This window comes from Trueperaceae bacterium (assembly GCA_023954415.1).
Lineage (GTDB): Bacteria > Deinococcota > Deinococci > Deinococcales > Trueperaceae > JAAYYF01.
Window position 1 is genome coordinate 218,861 of record JAMLIB010000001.1, and the last position, 19,011, is coordinate 237,871.

At 73.1% G+C, this 19,011-nt stretch carries 17 protein-coding genes; 6 read left to right on the forward strand and 11 right to left on the reverse strand.

Features of this window, described 5'->3' with window-relative positions; translation table 11 throughout:
* Positions 1-22: 22 nt before the first annotated feature.
* Complete coding sequence (locus M9914_00980; GenBank protein ID MCO5172743.1) at positions 23-778, reverse strand: basic amino acid ABC transporter substrate-binding protein; 756 nt, start codon at positions 776-778, stop codon at positions 23-25.
* A 162-nt stretch (positions 779-940) separates the two neighbouring features.
* On the opposite strand from M9914_00980, the gene recG reads away from it, so the two are divergent.
* The 6 genes from recG (at position 941) to M9914_01010 (ending at position 8,002) form a co-directional block, all read left to right on the forward strand.
* Positions 941-3,004 (forward strand): ATP-dependent DNA helicase RecG, encoded by a 2,064-nt coding sequence (gene recG, locus M9914_00985; protein MCO5172744.1) that lies wholly within the window; start codon positions 941-943, stop codon positions 3,002-3,004.
* 14 nt (positions 3,005-3,018) lie between these two features.
* On the forward strand, positions 3,019-3,504 hold the full coding sequence (locus M9914_00990; protein MCO5172745.1) for a hypothetical protein: 486 nt from the start codon (positions 3,019-3,021) through the stop codon (positions 3,502-3,504).
* A gap of 27 nt (positions 3,505-3,531) precedes the next feature.
* On the forward strand, positions 3,532-4,458 hold the full coding sequence (locus M9914_00995; protein ID MCO5172746.1) for an LEA type 2 family protein: 927 nt from the start codon (positions 3,532-3,534) through the stop codon (positions 4,456-4,458).
* Between the two features lie 123 nt (positions 4,459-4,581).
* A complete protein-coding gene (gene serA / locus M9914_01000; protein MCO5172747.1) occupies positions 4,582-6,153 on the forward strand; it encodes a phosphoglycerate dehydrogenase in 1,572 nt (523 codons plus the stop codon).
* Positions 6,150-7,364, forward strand: coding sequence for an aminotransferase class V-fold PLP-dependent enzyme (locus M9914_01005; protein ID MCO5172748.1), 1,215 nt, complete (start codon positions 6,150-6,152; stop codon positions 7,362-7,364). Before serA ends, M9914_01005 begins: the two co-directional genes overlap by 4 nt.
* Complete coding sequence (locus M9914_01010; protein MCO5172749.1) at positions 7,361-8,002, forward strand: histidine phosphatase family protein; 642 nt, start codon at positions 7,361-7,363, stop codon at positions 8,000-8,002. Before M9914_01005 ends, M9914_01010 begins: the two co-directional genes overlap by 4 nt.
* Positions 8,003-8,081: 79 nt before the next feature.
* On the opposite strand, the gene M9914_01015 is transcribed toward M9914_01010, so the two are convergent.
* The 10 genes from M9914_01015 to M9914_01060 form a co-directional block, all read right to left on the reverse strand.
* Positions 8,082-8,822: a class I SAM-dependent methyltransferase gene (locus M9914_01015; GenBank protein MCO5172750.1), complete on the reverse strand. Its 741-nt coding sequence runs from the start codon at positions 8,820-8,822 to the stop codon at positions 8,082-8,084.
* Positions 8,819-10,681 (reverse strand): ABC transporter ATP-binding protein/permease, encoded by a 1,863-nt coding sequence (locus M9914_01020; GenBank protein MCO5172751.1) that lies wholly within the window; start codon positions 10,679-10,681, stop codon positions 8,819-8,821. Before M9914_01020 ends, M9914_01015 begins: the two co-directional genes overlap by 4 nt.
* Positions 10,678-11,913: a hypothetical protein gene (locus M9914_01025; GenBank protein ID MCO5172752.1), complete on the reverse strand. Its 1,236-nt coding sequence runs from the start codon at positions 11,911-11,913 to the stop codon at positions 10,678-10,680. Before M9914_01025 ends, M9914_01020 begins: the two co-directional genes overlap by 4 nt.
* Complete coding sequence (gene lpxA, locus M9914_01030; GenBank protein MCO5172753.1) at positions 11,913-12,776, reverse strand: acyl-ACP--UDP-N-acetylglucosamine O-acyltransferase; 864 nt, start codon at positions 12,774-12,776, stop codon at positions 11,913-11,915. The genes M9914_01025 and lpxA overlap by 1 nt, the downstream gene beginning before the upstream one ends.
* Positions 12,776-13,204: a 3-hydroxyacyl-ACP dehydratase FabZ gene (gene fabZ, locus M9914_01035; GenBank protein MCO5172754.1), complete on the reverse strand. Its 429-nt coding sequence runs from the start codon at positions 13,202-13,204 to the stop codon at positions 12,776-12,778. Before fabZ ends, lpxA begins: the two co-directional genes overlap by 1 nt.
* A 5-nt stretch (positions 13,205-13,209) precedes the next feature.
* Positions 13,210-14,205: a Gfo/Idh/MocA family oxidoreductase gene (locus tag M9914_01040; protein MCO5172755.1), complete on the reverse strand. Its 996-nt coding sequence runs from the start codon at positions 14,203-14,205 to the stop codon at positions 13,210-13,212.
* Complete coding sequence (locus M9914_01045; GenBank protein ID MCO5172756.1) at positions 14,202-14,972, reverse strand: UDP-3-O-acyl-N-acetylglucosamine deacetylase; 771 nt, start codon at positions 14,970-14,972, stop codon at positions 14,202-14,204. The genes M9914_01040 and M9914_01045 overlap by 4 nt, the downstream gene beginning before the upstream one ends.
* Before the next feature lie 6 nt (positions 14,973-14,978).
* Complete coding sequence (gene lpxD / locus M9914_01050; protein MCO5172757.1) at positions 14,979-16,142, reverse strand: UDP-3-O-(3-hydroxymyristoyl)glucosamine N-acyltransferase; 1,164 nt, start codon at positions 16,140-16,142, stop codon at positions 14,979-14,981.
* Positions 16,135-17,739 carry a hypothetical protein gene (locus tag M9914_01055; protein MCO5172758.1) on the reverse strand — a complete coding sequence of 535 codons (1,605 nt, stop codon included), beginning with the start codon at positions 17,737-17,739 and terminating at the stop codon, positions 16,135-16,137. The genes lpxD and M9914_01055 overlap by 8 nt, the downstream gene beginning before the upstream one ends.
* 179 nt (positions 17,740-17,918) lie before the next feature.
* Positions 17,919-18,956, reverse strand: coding sequence for a rod shape-determining protein (locus tag M9914_01060; GenBank protein MCO5172759.1), 1,038 nt, complete (start codon positions 18,954-18,956; stop codon positions 17,919-17,921).
* Between the last annotated feature and the right edge of the window lie 55 nt (positions 18,957-19,011).

The window sequence follows — 19,011 nt, forward strand, 5'->3', positions numbered from 1 at the left end:
GTGTCAGCTACTTAGTCTTGCTTCAGTCGGCCTGCTCTACGAGCCACTTCTCCACGAGGGCATCGAGGGTGCCGTCCGCCTTGATGGCCGCGAGGCCGTAGTTGAGCGCGTCGACGAGCTCGTCGCCTGGCTGCACGGCGAAGCCGAGGGTGTCGCCGGACTGGACGTTGCGGATGGCCGCCACGATCTGGCCGGCGTACTGCTGCACGAAGGCGTCGGCGGAGGTGTCGTCGATCATCACGCCGTCGACGTCGCCGTTGATGAGGGCGAGGATGGCCGCGTTGAAGTCGTCGTAGATGCGCAGGCGGTCGCGGCCGACGAGCTCCTCGGCGAGGATGGCGTTCGTGGTGCCCGTCTGGGCGCCGAGGATGAGGCTGCCGTCCGTGAAGTCGGCGAGCGTGAGGTCACCGTCGTCCGTGCGCACGGCGACGGCCTGGCTGACCTCGTGGTACGGGTCGGTGAACTCGACGACCTGGGCGCGCTCCTCCGTGATGCTGATGCCGGACGCGATCATGTCGAACTCGCCGTTGGCCATGGCGGCGAAGATGCCGTCCCACGCCGTCGTCTGGAACTGGGCGACGCAGTTGACGACCCCGCAGATGGCGTTCACGACATCCACGTCGAAGCCGACGATGTCGCCGTTCTGGTCGACCGTCTCGAAGGGCGGGTAGGTCGTGTCGGAACCGACGATCAGGGTGCGGCCGCCGAGGTCGTACTGGGCGAAGGCCAGCGAGCCGGCCATGACTAGGGCGAGCAAGGTACCGATGGTGCGCTTCATGTGGTCGTCCTCCAGAGGTTGCGTGCGCCCCCGATGGGCACACGAAGGGTTGTTCCGTCCGGTCAAGGATACGCGCGTCCTCGGGGCCGTGGCAACCTTCCCGGAGACGGGGTCGGCTCCGGGTTAAGGACGCATGAGGCGCTGGCGTAGACTCGCAGGGCGATGGGCACCGTCTTCGACTTGGACGCGCGGTTGGACTCGCGCGCTATCGACCTGGGCGCCCAGGCGCCCAAGAAGCTCGCCGAGGTCGGCGTCACGACGTACCGCGAGCTCCTCTTGCACCTGCCGAGGCGCTACGAGGACCGGCGCGTGCTCCCCGATTACGGCAGCCTCGAGGACGGCGCGGTCGCCACCGTCTCCGGGCAGGTGACGAGCAGGATCGGCAACCGCACCAAGCGCGGCCTGCACGTCACGCGCGCGGCGCTGGCCGACGGCAGGGGCGCGCGGCTCACGGCCGTATGGTTCAACCAGCCGTGGCTCGAGAAGCAGCTGTTCCCCGGAGTGAAGCTCGTCCTCTCCGGCAAGGTGAAGCGCCACGGGCGGCTCCTGGAGCTGAGCGTGCAAGGGTTCGAGGTCGACGACGACAGCGAGTCACTCTCCTTCGGGCGCATCGTGGGCATCTACCCGACGACGCAGGGGCTGAGCCAAGCGTACTTGCGGCGCGCGGCCAGGCGCCTCCTCGACGCCCTGCCGACCGTCCCGGACTACCTTCAGCGCTCCATCCTCGAGGACAACGGCCTCGTCCCCCTCGACACGGCCGTGCGCTCCGCCCACTTCCCCGCGGGCGAGGAGGCCCTGAAGGCCGCCCTACGCCGCCTGAAGTTCGACGACTTCCTGTTCTTCCAGCTCGCCGTCCTGCGGAGCCGCGACCGCGCGGCCGTCTCGCGGGCCTTCGAGGTGCGGCAGGAGTACCTGGACGACTTCTTCTCGACCCTGCCGTTCAGCTTGACGGAGTTCCAGGCGCGAGCGTTGCGCGAGATCCTCGCCGACCTCGCCCAGCCAAGGCAGATGGCGCGGCTCCTGCAGGGCGACGTCGGGTCGGGGAAGACCGCGGTGGCCGCCGCGGCCGTGTACGTGGCCGTGCGCAACGGCGCCCAGGCCGCCCTGATGGCCCCGACCGAGATCCTCGCGAGGCAGCACTTCGCCAACCTCCGGCACTACCTCTTCCCGCTCGGGGTCCGCATGGAGCTGCTCACGGGCGCCATGACGGCCGGCGAGCGCCGGGCGGCCAGGGAGCGCATCGGCTCCGGCCAGTCCGACTTCGCTGTCGGCACGCACGCGCTCATCCAGGAAGGCGTCGCCTTCAAGGACCTCGGGCTCGCGGTCATCGACGAGGAGCACCGCTTCGGGGTCGAGCAGCGGCGCGCCCTCATCAAGTCGATGCCCGACGTGCTCGTCATGAGCGCCACGCCGATCCCCAGGTCGTTGGCCCTCACGGACTACGGCGACCTGGAGCTCACCACCATCGCGGGCCTGCCGCCCGGGCGGGTGCCCATCAAGACGGCGCTCATGAGCGCGAACAAGCGGCGCGACGTCTACCGCTTCGCCTGGGAGCAGGTCCGCGAGGGGCGTCAGGTGTACGTCGTCACGCCCCTCATCGAGGAGAGCGAGGCGCTCGACGAGGTGCTGGCCGCCACGCGGTTGGAGGAGGACCTGCGCCAGATCCTGCCCGAGGCGGTCCGCATCGGGCTCCTGCACGGCCGCATGAGCTCGGCGGAGAAGGACGCCGTGATGGGCGCCTTCCGGCGGCACGACCTCGACCTGCTCGTGACCACTACCGTCATCGAGGTGGGGGTCGACGTCCCGAACGCCACCGTCATGATCGTCGAGAACGCCGAGCGCTTCGGCCTCGCGCAGCTCCACCAGCTCCGCGGCCGGGTCGGGCGCGGCGCGCAAGCCAGCCACTGCGTGCTCGTCGCCGGCGACACGAGCCGCAAGACGCGCGAACGCCTGAACGTCCTCGTCAAGCACGCCGACGGCTTCACGATCGCCGAGGTCGACCTGCGTCTCAGGGGCCCCGGCGACCTGCGCGGCACCCGCCAGTCGGGCCTGCCCGAGCTGACGGTCGGCGACATCGTCGAGGACGGCCCCATAATCGAGGCGGCGCGCGCGCTGGCCCAGCGCATGCTCGAGGCCGACCCCGACCTCGAGGCGGCGTGGGCGGCGCGCCTCGTCACCGAGCTGCGGCGGCGCAGCCGCGCCGTGATGGTCAGGGAGGTCATATAGATGAGGCCAGCTGTATGAGGCTACTGTTACGCTTCGGGTTCCTGGCCGCGTTCGCAGGCCTCCTCGTCGGCCTCGCCCTGCGCGTGGCGCTCACGCGGCGGCGGTTCGTGGCGCTCGCCGCCATCGCCCTCGCGCCGCTCGTCGCCCACGCCGGCTACCTCGTCGGCCTCGCGAGCCGGGCCGGGCTGCCGGGCACGCGCGTGCTCGTCTTCGTCGCCGGCGCGCTGCTCATCGTCGTCTCGGCGGCGATCGGCGCCGGCCCGCTCACGCGGAAGCGCCCCTGGTTGGCCGTGGTCATGCCCCTCCTCGCCACCCTCGCCTACGCGGTGCTGGAAGCCGTCACGCTCGGTCCGGCGTGGGGGCCCAAGGAGTACGCCCCTGACGCGCTCGCCGGCGCGGCGTACGTGTTGGCCAGCGTCTTCTTCGCGGCGCTGCTCGTGCCGTTCGCGCCGGCCGCACGCGCGCCGAGCGAGCCCACCGGTGAGCGGCGGCAGCCGTGACGGCGCGGATAGTAGACTCTAGCCATCGTGGGGTATAGGTCCGTCTCTCACCATCCCGCCGCCCTCTGGCTGCTGCTCGCGGCCCTCGCGGCCTGCGCCCCGCGCACGGAAGTGCGCACGGTCGAGGCCATCGGCACCGCCTTGCCGGTCGAGTTCGAGCTCGTGCCCGGGCAGACGAGTATCGAACGCTTCGATCCGCCCGGCGCTGGTGGGCGGCTGGAGCTCACGATCGGGGCGCTGGCGCGTAACCCCAACGAGTACGGCATAAGGCTCCAGACCGTCACGTACGTCGTCTACCTGGAAGGGAAGCAGGTGGTGCGCGGCGCGCTCGCGCCGGACGTCTATCTCGAGGCCGCCTCCACCACGCCCATGAAGTTCGACATCGCCACCTCGCTAGCCGGCCAACCGGACCTGCTCGGCGCGGCGGCACGGGCGTTCGCCGGCCGGCCCCTGCAGTTCAGGGTCGAGGGCGTCATGCGCTTCTCCACACCCACGCACGTGTACGAGACCCGCAGCAAGGTCCTGGTCAGCGGCGCCACCCTGGCGCGGCAGACCGTCCAGGCGCCGCTGCTGCGCCTCGACGAGGCTGAGAGCCGCGTGTTCATGCTCCGCCCCGACGTGCCCGTCGTGCAGCTCGTGCTCCAGGCCGTGAACCCCGGCGACATCGGCTACTTCCTCTACGGCAAGGACCTGACGCTGGCGCTCGGGCGGTGGCACGTGGCCTCCGAGGACATGAGCCCCGTGCCCCTGGCCGCGGGCGAGTCGTCGCGCGTCGACCTCACGTTCTACCCGGTGCTCACCGACCTGGGCGAGGAGGCGCGCGCCACGCTCGAGGCCGCGCTGGCCCACCACGTCACGTTGGCCCAACTCGAGGGCGACCTCTTCATGGACGTCCTGGGCGTGGACTCCTTCCCGGTGCCCACCGGCTGGACCGTGACGGGCTTCATCCGCTGAGGCGGCGGTAGTCCAGGGCCGCGTCCGAACGGCCCTTCGGGGTCGCCGGCGGGTCGAGGCCGCGACGCGCGCGGCCCCTGCCGCCCCCGACATGCTCCGGCGAAAGTAGTAGAGTCGCGCGGTATGATGCGCATCCTCGTCACAGATGACATCCAACTCGGGGTGCTCTCCGATCCCGGAGCGACCTTGGACGACCGCGCCGGCATCGGCCGGGCCGAGCTCCTGCGAGTGATAGGCGATTACGACGCCATCATCACCCGCAGTCGAACGCAAGTGGACGAGGAGCTGCTCGAAGCCGGCAAGCGGCTCAAGGTCGTCGGGCGCGGCGGGGTGGGGGTCGACAACATCGACCTGGACGCGGCGAGCAGGCGCGACATCCTGGTGGTCAACGCTCCGGACGCGAACAACGTCTCGGCGGCCGAGCTCGCCATCGCGCTCATGCTCGCGGCGGCGCGCGGCGTGGCGCGCTCCGACAAGCTCCTCAGGAACGGCAAGTGGGACCGCGCCTACCTCGGGCGCGAGGTCGAGTCGGCGCGGCTCGGGGTGATCGGCCTCGGGCGCATCGGCTCCCTCGTGGCGCGCAAGGCGCAGGGCCTCGGGATGCAGGTGGCGGCGTACGACCCGTACATCAACCGACGTAGGGCCGACGAGCTGAAGGTCGAGCTGTTCGACGACTTGCACGCCATGCTGGCGCGGTCGGACTTCCTGACCGTCCACACGCCGCTGACGGACGAGACGCGCGGCATGGTCGGCGGCGAGGAGCTCGCCGCCCTGCCGGTCGGGGCCGTGGTCGTCAACGCCGCGCGTGGCGGCATCATCCAGGAGGACGCGCTCCTCGCCGCCCTCGAGTCCGGGCGGCTCTTCGGAGCGGGGCTCGACGTCTACGTGCTCGAGCCGCCGCGCCCCGACCATCCGCTGCTGCTACGCGACGATGTCGTGCTGACCGCGCACCTGGGCGCCAACACGCGCGAGGCGCAGCACCGGGTCGGGGAGCAGATACTCGAGCGGACGCTGGCGGTCCTGCAGGGCGACTACTCGGTCGGCATCGTCAACGCCCCCGCCCTGGCTCCGAGCGTCATGGCCGCGCTCGGCGTCCACCTCACCCTAGGAGAGCGCCTGGGCGGCATGGCGACGCAGCTCGCCCGCGGGCGCGTCCACGCCGTCGAGGTGGAGTTCTCGGGCGACTTCCCCCTGGACCCCGACCCCATCGCCACCGCCGTGGTGAAGGGCCTCATGGAGCCTTTCCTCGACACCCCGCCAAGCTACGTGAACGCGCCGTCGTTGGCCCGCGACCGCGACATCCGGGTCAGCAAGGCGACCTCGACCGCCAACCGCGGCTACACGACCCACGTGCTTGTCACGGTCGAGGCGGCCGAGGGCGTCACGCGCGTAGGCGGCACCGTCCTGGCCGGTCAGCCGCGCATCACGAGCATCGAGGGCTACAACCTCGAGATCCGCCCGGAGGGCGCCATGCTCGTCTGCACGAACGTCGACAGGCCCGGGGCCGTCGGCCGGGTCGGGACCGTGCTCGGCGACGCCGGCGTGAACATCAACAGCATGCAGCTCTCCAGGGTGAGCGACGACGGCCTGGCCATGTTCGTCGTCAGCCTCGACTCCGCGCCGAGCGAGGCGGTGCTCGAGGTGCTCGCCGGCATGACCGACGTGATCCGTAGCCTACGCCTGGTGCGCCTGTGACCGGACCCCAGCGCCCCGCCGGCTCCAACGGCGCGCCGAGGGCCCAGCGCGCAGGGGGAGCCGCGGGCTTCAGGGAGCGCCTCCTCGCCCCCGGCCCGGTCGAGGTACCGCCCGCCGTCCTGGAGGCCGTAGCGCGCCCCGTGCCCCATCACCGCGCCGCCGCGGCGCGCGAGACGTTCCTCAGCGCCAGGTCGCGCCTGGCCCGGGTCTTCATGGTGCCGGGCGACGACGTGCTGATCGTGACGGGCAGCGGCACCGCCGGTTTCGAGGCGGCCCTCGTAAGCAGCGTGCCGGCCGGTGGCACGGTGCTCGCCCTACAGGCCGGCAAGTTCGGTGAGCGCTGGGCCGGCATGGCCGAGCGCCTCGGCTACGCCGTCGAGCGCTTCACGGCCGAGCTCGGCGCGGAGTTCGACGCCGCCGCGCTGGCGGACAGGCTCCGCGCCTTGCCTGACCTGGCCGCCGTGACGCTCGTGCATAGCGAGACCTCGACGGGCGCCCTCCACGACGTGAAGGCCCTCGCCGCGCTCGTGCGCGCCGAGCGGCCCGACGCGCTCGTGCTCGTCGACGCCGTCACGAGCCTGGCGTGCGCCGAGCTGCGCCCGCGCGAGTGGGGGTTGGACGCCGTCGTGTCCGGCTCGCAGAAGGGCGTGATGACGCCGCCGGGGCTGGCGTTCGTCTGGCTCTCGGAACGCGGCTGGGAGCGCGCCGCCAAGAGCGCTCAGCCGCGCTACTACCTCGATCTCCACCGGGAGCGGCGCAAGCAGGCCGCGGGGGAGACGGCGTACACGCCGGCGGTGTCGCTCGTGGCGGGCCTCGACGTCGCCCTCGGGCTCCTGCTCGCCGAAGGTCTCGAGGCGGTGTGGCGGCGCCGGGCGGCGCTGAACGCCGGCCTTCTCGCCGCCGGCGTCGCGCTCGGCATGCGGCCGCTGGCGCACCGCCCGAGCCCCGCCGTGGCGGCGCTGCTCGTGCCGGACGGCGTGAGCGCCCCCGACGTCGTCAAGGCGGCCCGCGCGCGCGGCGCGGTAGTGGCCGGCGGCCAGGACGAGCTCGGGCCCGTGCTCCTGAGGCCGTCGCTGCTCGGGCACGCCGACCGTTACGACGCCATCGGCGCCGCCCAACTCCTCGAGGACGCGCTCGCGGACGTGCAGGTCGGCGCACCCCGCGGGGTGGCGGCGGTCGCCGCCCTGCGCGCCATGGACGAGGCCGAGTGAGCGCGGCCAAGACCGCCGCCCCTGATGCTGCCGCGCGGGGTGGCGGCGAGCTCGTGCTGGTGCGGCATGCCCCCACGACGCCCGTTCCCGGCGCGGCCGCCGCCACGTGGCGGCTGGCGCCCGGCGCGATGGAGCTGACGGCGGCGCTCGGCATGGCGCTCGCCGGCGTGCGGCTTGCGGCGCCCGCCGGTGGCTCCGGTGGGCCGGTGGACGCGGTGGTCTCCAGCCACGAGCCCAAGGCCCTGGCCACGGCACGCACCCTCTCGCTCGTCCTTGGCGTTCCGACCACGACCGGCACGGACCTGGAGGAGCACCACAGGGACGACGTCCCGTTCATGCCGGAGGCCGAGTTCCTGCGTACCGTGAAGCGTTTCTTCGGCCGCCCTGACGTCCTCGTGTTCGGGAGCGAGACTGCGCGGGAGGCCGAGGCGCGCTTCCGCCGGGGCGTCGCCGACGCGTTGACTACCAGACCCGGCAAGCGGGTAGCGGTCGTGTCGCACGGCACGGTGATGGCGCTCGCCTTGGCGGGCTCGAACGGGCTCGAGCCGTTCGAGCTCTGGCAGTCCTTGAAGCTCCCTGAGGCGATCGTCGTGAGGCGCGACCTCACGATCGTCGAGCGGCTCTCGTTGGAGGTGTGAGGGGCTCTTCGGGCCCGGCGGCTTGAGGGGGCGGAGAGCCGGGGCGCTCTCGAGCGCTCCGGCGCCGCCTCGACCGCCCTTACGCCCCGCGCTTGCGGGCGATCCCGACGATGCCGAGACTGCCTGCGAGCCAGCGTCCGAGGTCGAAGCCGCCGTACAGCCGGACGTCCGCGAAGCCGGCATGCCGCAGCGCCCTCTCCAGCTCGAACCGCCCGAAGTAACGCTGCGTCAGGGTCGCTGTCCTGCGCGTGAGCCTGCCGTCGTCCCCCTGCTCGTCCAGGTAGTAGCGGCTCTCCACGAGCTGGCGCTCCGCGTCGTGCTCCTGCACCAGGAACAGGTCGGCGCCCCTCCCCAGACCGGCCACTAACGCGCCCTCGCGCCGGAGCACGCCCACCTGACCGAGGTGCGGCTGGTAGACGTCGAACGCGAACGTGCCAGCCGGCTCGAGGTGGTCGAGCACCGCCGCGAGCGCGCGGTCCTGGTCCGGAAGCGTGTAGAGGTGCATGAGGGTGTTGAAGGGCGCGACGGCGAGCGGGAAGGTGCGCCCGAGGGACAGCTCGCGCATGTCGGCGTGCACCAGGCTCACCTGGTCGTGCCCGGCCAGGCGCTCCGCCGCGCGCTCGAGCATGGGAGCGGAGGCGTCGACGGCGACGACGGCGTGACCGGCCCTGGCCAGCGCCTCCGTCACCCTGCCGGTGCCGCACCCCAGCTCGAGCACCGGGCCGCCGTACTCGTCGGCCAGGCGCAGGTAGAACGGTAGGTCGTCGCGGTACGTGGCGTACTGGAGGTCGTAGATATCGGGCGCCGTGTCGTAGATCATGCGTCGGCTCCGGTAGAGGCGACGACGAGACGCTCGGCGGCGCGCGCCAGCGCCGGTCGATGGGTTACGGCGAGCACGAGCCTGTCGGAGGCCAGGCGCACGAGGAGCGCCACGATCTCCGCCTCGCTGCCGTCGTCGAGGTTCGAGGTCGGCTCGTCGAGCAGCACGGCGTCCGGCTTGCCGAGCAGGGCCCTGGCTATGGCCAGGCGTTGACGTTGGCCACCGGAGAAGCCGCCGCCGTCCTCGCCAAGCGGCGCGTCCAGCCCGCCGGGCGTCGCCCTGACGGCGGCCGCCATGCCCACGCCCTCGAGCGCCCACCACAGCTCCGCCTCTCCGACGGCGCGGCCCATGCTCAGGGCGTCGCGCAGGGCGCCGGAGAGGAGCTCGTGACCCTGCGGCACGTACGCGAGGCGAGCGCGCAACTCCGCCTCCGGCACGTCGGCCAGCGCCAGCGCGCCTGGCGCGCGCGCCGGCGGACCGCCCGTGCGCAGCTCGATCGTGCCCGCGCTGGGGGCGGCGAAGCGCAGGAGGAGGCGCAGGAGGGTGGTCTTGCCGCTCCCGCTCGCGCCAGTGACGACGACGAGCCCGCGGCGCGGCAGCTCCAGGTTCACGCGCTCGAGCACGGGCACGCCGGGCACGTAGGCGTAGGCGACGTTCCGCAGGACGATGAGGGGCGGGTCGGTGTCATCGGGGCGGTCGGCGGGAGCGCCGACCGACCCGCCGACCGCGCCGGCGCCTCGTGCGCCCGGCTCGGAGCCGGCGCGCCGGCGGTCCGGGTCGGTCGCGATGTCCAGGAGCTCGAAGGTCGTGGGCCTGGCGCTCATGGCCGCTCGGGCGCGGTCGTCTGCCGCGCCAGCGCTCGCGTCGAGAGCGCTCGCGTCGAGAGCGCCCCCGGCCAGCGCCCCCCCGTCCAGCGCCCGCAGCCTCCGGGCGGCAGCACGCGCCTCGCGGTACATGGCGTAACTATGCGGCAGGAGCTGCAGGGGGGCGGCCGCGAGGGCCACGAGCGTCAGGAACGCCACCACGTCCCCCACCGTCAACGTGCCGCGCCCGACGGCGTCGACGAGGATCACGACGAGGACGCCGATGGCGGCGAAGACGAGCACCTGCGTGGCGGGCACCTGCAGGCCGGCGATCAGGCTGCGCCGCGCGCTCTGGACCTCCACCTGGCGGTTGGCGGCCCCGAAGCGCCTGAGCATCTCGTCACCGGCTCCGAACGCCCGCACGAGCTCGTGGTGCTTGAGGCCTTCCTGGAGATGATGGCCGACCGCCTCGCTGCCTTCGAGCGCGCTGCGGCTCGCCCGCTCGAGCTTGCGGCCCAGCAGGCGCAGGATGCCGGCCGCCGGCAGCGCCAGCGCCACGAGCGCCAGCGCGGCGCGGGGGTCCGCCCGCAACAGGAGCGCGAGGATGAGGCAGAGCGTCGCCGACTCGGCGATGAGCGCGCCCAACCCGAAGCGGTAGAACGTCTCGACCTCGCGCAGGTCCGTGACGATCCTGCCGGAGAGCGCCCCGCTCGTCGCGGGGAGCGTGCCCGGCTCCGCGGCGAGGAGGCGCGCGTACAGCCGCTCGCGCCAGCGCGCGCCAACGTGGGCCGCCGCGCGCCCGAGCAGGGCGTCCTGCGCCCAGAGTGCGAGGCTGCCACCCACCGCGACGGCCCCCGCCGTGAGCAGGACGCGCGGCAGCGCGGCGACGTCCTGGGAGCGCAGCACCTGGTCGAATAGCGGCGTGACGAAGAGAGGCACGATCGCCACCCGCAACGCCGCGCCGACGAGGGCCGCGGCCGCGCCGAGCCACGCCGCCGTGGAGCGGGGGCGGAGGAGGTCGCCCGTCCGGTCCGGGGCGGCGGTCGGAGCGGTCATACGGTCGGGCTGGGCGTGACGGCGCGCAGGAGCTCGGCGGCCGCGCCGCGCCGCGGCATCGTCTCCGCCAGCCGCTCCCGCCTGCGCGCCAGGTCGGCCTCGTCGCGGAGCAGGGTGAGCGCGGCGTCGGCCACCCGCTCCGGGTCGACGTGGCCGCTCAGCTCGACCATGAGGTCCTCGCCGCTCACGCGGTTGGGCAGCGAGACGGGGACCTTGAGGCGCGTGACGAAGAGCCGCACGGCGTGCCGCTTGAGGTACTTCCCGACGACCGGTACGAGCCCGAGCCAGTGCCCGGCCCCCTCGAGCGGGATGAGCTCAGGCTTGTTCAGTGGCAGCAGGACGAGGGCGGGAGTGCCCGCGATGCCGAGCTCGAGCGTGTTGGTGCCCGGGATCGTGACCGCGAGGTCGGCGGCGCGCATGTGCCGGTAGCGGTCCTCCTCGGGCACGAGCTCCAGGAACGCGCCGCCGGGCGTAGCGATGACATCGCCGTGCTCGCCCCGCGCGAGGGTGCCGGCGACGCCGCCGAGCGTCGCGGCGTGGCGTCCGGCGACGCCGTCCGCGATGGTGCTCGCCTGGAGCAGGCGGCTGACGGGCCATACGAAGCGCGCCCCGGGCAGCGCCACGGCCAGCCGGTCGACGGTGGCGATGAGGAGCGGGATGACGTGGACGGCGAACGCGTCGCGGCTGCCGGCGAACAGGAGCACGTGGGGCCGGCCCGGCTCCGGCTCCGGCACGGAGTCGCCGACGGCGTCCGCTACCAGGTTGCCGACCACGCGCACGCGCTCGCTCGGCGCGCCGTGCCGCACCGCGCGCCGGCGCACCGCGTCGTCTGGTACGAGGAGCGCCTCCAGCCCCGGGTGCCAGTTGGGCTCGAAGCTGTAGCGGAACGCCGGGTAGCCGAGACGCTTGCCGAGCCCGGCCGCGTACGCCGCGCCGCCGCCGAGGCCGACGACGGTTCCCGGCACGCCCGGCTCGCTGGGGCGGAGCTCGTCAGGGACGCCGCCGCGGGCGGCGGCGCGCAAGTACTGGGCGGGCGTGGTGAGCGCGTCGGGGGCGAACGTGGCCGCGATGCTCGCCTCGTTGCCGCCGGCGAACTGGCACGGGACGAGGCAGATGGCCACGCGGGTGTTAGGGGCCGCTCTCCTGGCCTCCTCGATGACCGGCCTCACCCAGGTGTACAGCTCGCCCGGCCCGTTGCTGACGAGCACGAGCTGGAACTCCTCCCGAGCCATCAGCCGGCCGTGACGAAGCGCAGCACGCCGCGCCGGCTTGAGGCGACGAACTCCAGGAGCTCCCGGGCGTCGGCGTTCGTGGCGGCGAGCTCGGCGAGCGCCGCGTGGTCCTTACGGCGCATGAAGCGCATGGCCCGCTCCAGGTCGCGGTAGCGCTCGCCCGCGAAGCCGTTGCGCTTGAGGCCGACCGCGTTGAGGCGGTAGTGCCGCGCCGGGTTCCCGCGCGCCATGCTGAAGGGCAGGACGTCCTGGTTGGTGGCGCTGCCGGCGCCGAACATGGCGTAGGCGCCGACCCGCGCGAACTGGTGGACGAGCGCTCCGGAGCCCAGCACGGCGTGGTGACCGACCTGCACGTGGCCGCCCAGCTGCACGGCGGTGGTGATGACACAGTGTTCGCCGACGCTCGTGTTGTGCGACACGTGCGCGTAGCTCATGACGAGCGCGCCTCGCCCGACGCGGGTCTCGCGCCCCTCGCCGGTGGCGCGGTGGACGGTGGCGAAGTCGCGCAGGGTCACGTCGTCCTCGAGTACGGCCAGGCTCGGTTCGCCGTGGAAGGCGGTGTCCATCGGCTCCGCGCCCACGACCGCGTAAGGCCCGAGCGTGCAGCGCCGCCCGACGCGGCTGCCGGAGAGCAGCACGGTGCCCGGCAGCAGGCGCGTGCCTTCGCCGACCTCGACGTCAGCTTCGATGGTCACGAACGGGCCGATCTCGACGCCCCGGCCCAGCCTCGCGCGAGGGTCGACGGCGGCCGGTGCCCCGGTGCGGCCGGCTGGTTTGCCGGCGCGCTCGGCCCCGGCGGCGACGAACTCGTCCGGCCCCCCGGGACCGGCGAGCCGCTCGTCCGACCGCTCGCGCTCCGCCATCAACGCGCGTACATGAACGACAGGTTCGCTTCGGCCGCCACCTCGTCGCCGACGAGCGCCCGCGCCTCGACCTTGCAGAGGCCGCGCCTGAACAGGACGATGGTGCCCGTGAGGCGGAGCTGGTCGCCCGGCACGACCTTGCGCCTGAACTTGGCGCCGTCGACGCCCGTCAGGTAGCCGACGCCGGCGCCGCCCCCGACACCGGCGCCCTCGCGCACCGCCACCCCGACGGCCGCGGCCTGCGCGAGCGCCTCGAGGATCAGCACGCCCGGCATGACGGGCTCCTGGGGGAAGTGCCCGACGAAGAACGGCTCGTTGTAGCTGACGTTCTTGAGGCACTCGAAGGTGTCGCCCTCCTGCTTCACGAAGGCGTCGACGAGGAGGAACGGGTAACGGTGCGGGAGGATGCCGCGGATGTCTACGGCCATGTCCGTCAGTGTACAGGTACGCTCTTGCCTTCTCGCATCGCGGCGAGGATGCGAGTGGCGAGCTCGAGCGAGCGCATGTCGTCGTCCAGGGTGCCGATCGGGTCGGTCGTGCCCCTGATGCGCGCGAGGAAGTGCTCCAGCTCCTTGCGCAGCGGGTTCTCGTCGTGCACCAGGTGCCGGTCGAGCTTCACGTGTCCCGAGTGGGCGGCGCTGCCCGGCGTTCGGAAGAACTGCACCTCGCTGTACGGCTCCTTGGCGAAGTCGACGCGCACCGTCTTGTCGCGCTCGGCGATGAGCATGGTGCGTTCGGGGTCGGGCGACACCCGGCTGGCGAGGAAGCGGGCGAGGCAGCCGTTCTCGAACTTGATCTGGGCGACGGCCACGTCCTCGAGGGGCGAGCCGTTGAGCGGCAGCCCCGAGGCCACCACCTCGACCACGCCGTTGCCGTTGCCCATCAGCCCGAACACGATGTCGATGTCGTGGATCATGAGGTCCAGGACCACGCCGACGTCCTTCACGCGCTGGGAAGGGGAGAGGCGGCGCGCCTCGATCAGGTACGGCTGCCTCACCTCGCGTGCCAACATCTGCACCGCGCTGTAGAAGCGCGTGATGTGGCCGACCTGGAGCACGAGCCCCTGTTCCGCGGAGAGGCGGGCGAGGGCGTGCGCCTGGGCCACGTCCGTGGCGACCGGTTTCTCGACCAGGACGTGTACGCCGGCCTCGAGCAGGGTCCGCGTGACCCGGTAGTGGAGGCTCGTCGGCACTGCCACGCTGGCGGCGTCGATCTCCTCGTGGGCGAGGAGTTCCGCGAGCGTCGCGTAACCGGCGCAGCCGTAGGCTTGCTGGGCCTCGTGCCGCCTGCCCTCGTCGACCTCGACGACGGCCGCGATGCGGACCTTGGGGAGGGTCGCGTAGTTCGTGGCGTGGTAGCGCCCCATGACGCCCGTACCGACGACGGCCACGCGCAGCGGCGCGTCCGGGACCAGGTCGTGGGCGCTCACGACGCGGCCGCCATGGCCACGGCGCGCGCGAGCTCGTGATGGAGGGCGTGCGAGCCGCGCTCGATGGCGATCCGCGCCCGCACGGGGCGGCCGAGGAGCGCCAAGTCCCCGACGGCGTCGAGGGCCTTGTGGCGTACGGGTTCGTCTGGGTGGCGTAGAGGACGAGTCGGGCCGTCCATCGCGAAGACGATAACATGCGCCTCGCTCGCCCCCAGCGCCAACCCCCGCGCCTTGAGGGCCTCCCAATCGCGCTCGAAGCCGAACGTGCGCGCGCTCAGCAGGTCGGCGTAGGCGCCTGGTCCGCCCTCCCACGCCTGCACGCCGATGGCCGGGTGCTCGAACGCGACCGTGTACGCGAGGGCCTCCTCGCCGGGCGTCGCTCGCGCCCGGCCGCCTCGCAGCGCGACCTCGACCTCGCGCTCAAGAACGAGCGCTGCCGGCGCGGGCGGCGGCGGTCCGAGCTCCGCGACGGCCGCGGTCCAAGGCTCGGCCGAGCCGTCGAGGATGGGCAGCTCGTCGCAGCTCGCCTCGATGACGACGCCCTCGAAGTAGCCCGCCACGCGCAAGGCCGCGAGGAGGTGCTCGACCATGTGTACGCTCGCGCCGTCCGCCGAGAGGCTCGTGGCGCGCTCGGCGCCGGACAGGTGGGCCAGGTCGGCGGGCACCTCCGTGCCGCCGCGCAGGAACCGCAGGGGGCCGCTCGCGCGGTGCAGCGTCACGCTGCTCGTCAGGCCGGAATGGATGGTGCGTCCCGTCACCGTCGTCACGGGCGCTCAGGCGTCCTTGGCCGCGTCGCCCGGGTGCTCGGCGGCTGCGCCGTCGTGGTCGGACGCGGGGCCGGAGCCGACGCGCCCGGCGGCCTCACCCGCGGCCTCGCCCACGGTCCTGCCGGCGCGCGCCCGGCGCCACAGCTCCTCGAGCTTGCCGAGCAGGTAGAGCTCGCGCACGAACTCGCGGTGGGGGCGTGCGGGGAAGCCGGCCCACGTGGCGCCGGGCGGCACGTCCTTAGTGACTCCGCTGCGGCCGGCTATGCGCGCGCCGTCGCCGATGCTGACGTGATCGCTGACGGCCACGTACCCCCCGAGGATCACGCCGGAGCCGATCCTCGTGCTCCCCCCGATGCCCGCCATGCCCGCGATGAGCGTGTCGGACCCGATGACGACGTTGTGCCCGATCTGGCAGTGGTTGTCGATCTTGGTGCGCGCTCCCACCGCCGTGTCGAGGAGGGTGCCGCGGTCGAGGCACGTGTTGGCGCCGATCTCGACATCGTCACCCAGCACGACGCCTCCCAAGTGGTGGACCTTGAGCGCGCCGCGCGGTGAGGCGGCGTACCCGAACCCGTCCGCTCCGACGACGCTCCCGGCATGGACGATGACGCGCCGGCCGAGCACGGTGCCCGGGTACAAGGTCACGTTCGGGTGGAGCCGGCAGTCCGCGCCGAGCTTGACGCCCTCGCCGACCACGGTTCCCGCGTCGATCACGCAGCCCGCGCCGAGCTCGGCGTCCGCCCCTATCACGGCGCCCGCCGCTATCCGGACGCCCTCCCCGACGCTCGCGCTCGCGGCGACGCTGGCCAGCGGGTGGACGCCGGCCGCGGGCACGTACGCGCGCGCGAAACGCGCGCTCAGCACCGCGAGCGCGAGGCGCGCGTCCGGTACCTCCAGCAAGCCGGCGCCGTAGTCGGCAGCCCAGCCCGTGCCTGTCGGCACGACGAGGAGCGCCGGCCGGCTGGCCGGCGGCCCCGCCGCGGCCGCCTCCTTGCTCATGACGCACGCGGCGTCCACGAGCACGGCCTCGGGGTGCCGCGTGACGGTGGCGTCGACGAGGCGCCGGATGCGCGCGCCGCCCGGCGGTGGGGCGTCGGCCGTGGCCGCGCCCGCGAGCGCCGCGAGCTCCGCCGCCAGCTCGGCGTACGCGTGGCCGGCCGTCTCAGCCATCCGCGCCGCCGGTCGTGCCCTCGCCCTCGTCGCCGGGACCCGGTCGCTCCGGCTCCGCGTCCGGTTGCGCCGTGGTCACGGTGACGGTCAGCTCCTCGTTGCCGTCGATCACGAAGGCGAAGGGGGTGCGGAAGAGCCGCCTGACCTCGCCCGCGTCGGTGATCGCCTCGACGACGAGCTCGCTCGCCTGCACCTGCTGCCTGAGGGCGTCGAGGAGCTCGGGGAACGACCGCGGCTTGTCGACCTCCTGCTCGTCGACGCGGGCGTCGCCCGTGTCGCGCGGGACGTCGCCGCCCCGGATCAGGATCGTGAGCTCGCCCTCGACGTCGTCCGGGATCGGCACGCTGATGGTGCGGACGATGGCGTTCTGCCGGTACGGCTGCAGCCGTAGGTGGATCAGCGCGTTCTCCCCGGCCGCCACCACGTCCTCCTCGGCGATGGCCTCCTCGAGGCTGGCGATGCGCTGCCTGTCCTCTAGGCGGATCGCGACGGAGACGTGGTCTACGCCGCTCTCGCGGAACTCGTTGTCGGCCAGGATGACGAGCGGGGTCATCGTCAGGACCGCGGCGCGGTACGCGATGTCGTCGGTGGCGTTCGTCTGCTCGATGACGTTGACGCGCTCGCCGCCGCTCAGGCCGATCTCCCACGCGACCTCCGCGTAGCCCGCCGTGGTGGCGGCGAGGTGCCGGTCCAGGAGCGAGAGTACGCCGGTGCCGACCAGGGTGGGGTAGAGCCGGTCGTCGGCCGGGACCGCGAACGAGTACGAGGCCGTCGGACCGACACCCACGACGCTCAGGTCGACCTGCAGGCTGCGCGGCACGACGCCCAGGCGGCCGGAGATGGCGCCTGGCCGGTCCTCCTCGATGGCGCCGAGCACCTGCGTGCCGACGTTCGCCAGCTTGAAGGGCACGTCCGAGGACGGGACGATGGCGGTCACGTAGGCCGGCGTGATGGGCAGGGAGACGGAGCCGATCCCGAGGAACGGGTGACCGAACGCGATGACCTCGCCGCCCTCCACCGCCGTGACCGTGCCTACGGCCTGCATGGCGACGTCGCCCCAGGCCAGCGAGACGGCGAGCGGGGCGCCCGGCTCGAGCGCGTACTCCGCCTGATCGCCGGCCGCGCCGGCCGCCCCGCCGCCCGGGACGGGGAAGGCGGCGACATCCGCCGACCTGAACAGTGGTGCGAGCAGGGTGGCGGCGCGCGCGCTCACGCCCGTCATGAGCACGGGCGTGGCGGCGCTCGTCGCGACCCCGACTCCGGGCACCTCGACGAACGGGGGGAGAGGACCGCCGCTCGTGCGGCGCATGACGGAGATGGGCGTGACGAGCGCGAGGTCGTGGTCGGCGCGTGGGAACACGTAGCCGATGGCGCCGAGGAGGGCGTCGCCGGCCTCGGTGGCGATGTACACGGGGCTGCCGCTCATGCCGGCCGCGACGCCGCCGGCCGCCTCGATGACCGGACCGCCGGCGCGCACGAGCACGAGCGGGAAGCCGGAACCGGCGTCCCACTGCACGGCGAGCACCTCGACCGTGAAGCGTTCGAGCCGGTTGCCCGCCGCGGCCGTGACGCCGTGACCCCTGTCGCCTACGACCACCGCCTCTACGGGTAGGTCGGCGGCGGAGCGGGCGGGCTGGGCGAGCGCCGCAGAGCAGGCGAGGAGGGCGCTGCAGGCGAGGAGGCGCGAGGAAAGCGCGGACCGCCGGGCACGCCTCGCGTGACCAGCGGCCCCTTCACTGTCGGCATTCCGCTTGGCGCGCGTGTGCGCCGCCACGTTCAGCGCCTCAGGAAGTTGTCTGAGATGAGCGCGTCCTGCAGCACGTGGATCATGTCGAGCGCCTGGCCGGTGCCCAGCGCCACCGAGTCCGTGGCGTTCTCAGCCACCATGACCGGGATGCCGGTCGTCTGGCGCAGCAGCTCGTCGAAGTTGCGCAGGAGCGCCCCGCCGCCCGTCATGATGATGCCGCGGTCGATCACGTCGCTGACGAGCTCGGGCGGCGCCTGCTCCAGGACGCGCCGCACGCCGTCGGCGATCTTGGCGATCGGCTCCTTGAGCGCTTCTACGACGTCCCTCGTGGTCACCGTGATGCTCTTGGGCAGGCCGTTGATGAGGTCGCGCCCGCGGACCTCGAGGCTCTGGTCGTCGCCCGGACCGCGCAGCATGGCGGCTCCGACCTCCATCTTCACGGCCTCGGCCGTGCGGTCGCCGATGAGCAGGTTCTCCTTGTGGCGGATGTGCCTGATGATCGACTCGTCGAACTCGTTGCCGGCGATGCGCAGGCTTTCGGAGACGACGATGCCGCCGAGCGAGATGATGGCGATGTCCGTCGTGCCGCCCCCGACGTCGACGATCATCGAGCCGGTCGGCTCTGCGATGTTGACGCCGGCGCCGATGGCGGCGGCCAGCGGCTCCTCGATGAGGAACGCCTTGCGGGCGCCCACCTCGCGCGTGGCCTGCAGCACGGCGCGGCGCTCGACCTCCGTGACGCCGGACGGCACGCACACCATGATCTGCGGCTTGAAGAGGCGGCTCGGGCCCGTGAGGACCTTGCGCACGAACGCCTGGAGCATCTTCTCGGTCAGGTCGTAGTCGGCGATGACGCCGTCGCGCATCGGACGGACCGCAACGATGTTGCCCGGCGTCCGGCCGAGCATCCGGTAGGCTTCCTCGCCGACGGCCTTCACTTCACCGGTGTCGCGGACCATCGCGATGACGGACGGCTCGCGCAACATGATGCCTTGGCCCTTCACATAGATGAGGACGGTCGCCGTGCCGAGGTCGACCCCCATCTCTTTTCCGAGTCTGAAGAACATACTCACTTCCGCTCCACGGCGCTTCCGGCTACCACGACGGCCAACGGGCCTCACC

What these genes read in the sequence shown, in the direction of transcription:
- M9914_00980 (MCO5172743.1), bottom strand. Translation starts at nt 778, where the DNA reads ATGAAGCGCACCATCGGTACCTTGCTCGCCCTAGTCATGGCCGGCTCG.
- recG (MCO5172744.1), top strand. Translation starts at nt 941, where the DNA reads ATGGGCACCGTCTTCGACTTGGACGCGCGGTTGGACTCGCGCGCTATC.
- M9914_00990 (MCO5172745.1), top strand. Translation starts at nt 3,019, where the DNA reads ATGAGGCTACTGTTACGCTTCGGGTTCCTGGCCGCGTTCGCAGGCCTC.
- serA (MCO5172747.1), top strand. Translation starts at nt 4,582, where the DNA reads ATGATGCGCATCCTCGTCACAGATGACATCCAACTCGGGGTGCTCTCC.
- M9914_01015 (MCO5172750.1), bottom strand. Translation starts at nt 8,822, where the DNA reads ATGATCTACGACACGGCGCCCGATATCTACGACCTCCAGTACGCCACG.
- M9914_01020 (MCO5172751.1), bottom strand. Translation starts at nt 10,681, where the DNA reads ATGACCGCTCCGACCGCCGCCCCGGACCGGACGGGCGACCTCCTCCGC.
- M9914_01025 (MCO5172752.1), bottom strand. Translation starts at nt 11,913, where the DNA reads ATGGCTCGGGAGGAGTTCCAGCTCGTGCTCGTCAGCAACGGGCCGGGC.
- lpxA (MCO5172753.1), bottom strand. Translation starts at nt 12,776, where the DNA reads ATGGCGGAGCGCGAGCGGTCGGACGAGCGGCTCGCCGGTCCCGGGGGG.
- fabZ (MCO5172754.1), bottom strand. Translation starts at nt 13,204, where the DNA reads ATGGCCGTAGACATCCGCGGCATCCTCCCGCACCGTTACCCGTTCCTC.
- lpxD (MCO5172757.1), bottom strand. Translation starts at nt 16,142, where the DNA reads ATGGCTGAGACGGCCGGCCACGCGTACGCCGAGCTGGCGGCGGAGCTC.
- M9914_01060 (MCO5172759.1), bottom strand. Translation starts at nt 18,956, where the DNA reads ATGTTCTTCAGACTCGGAAAAGAGATGGGGGTCGACCTCGGCACGGCG.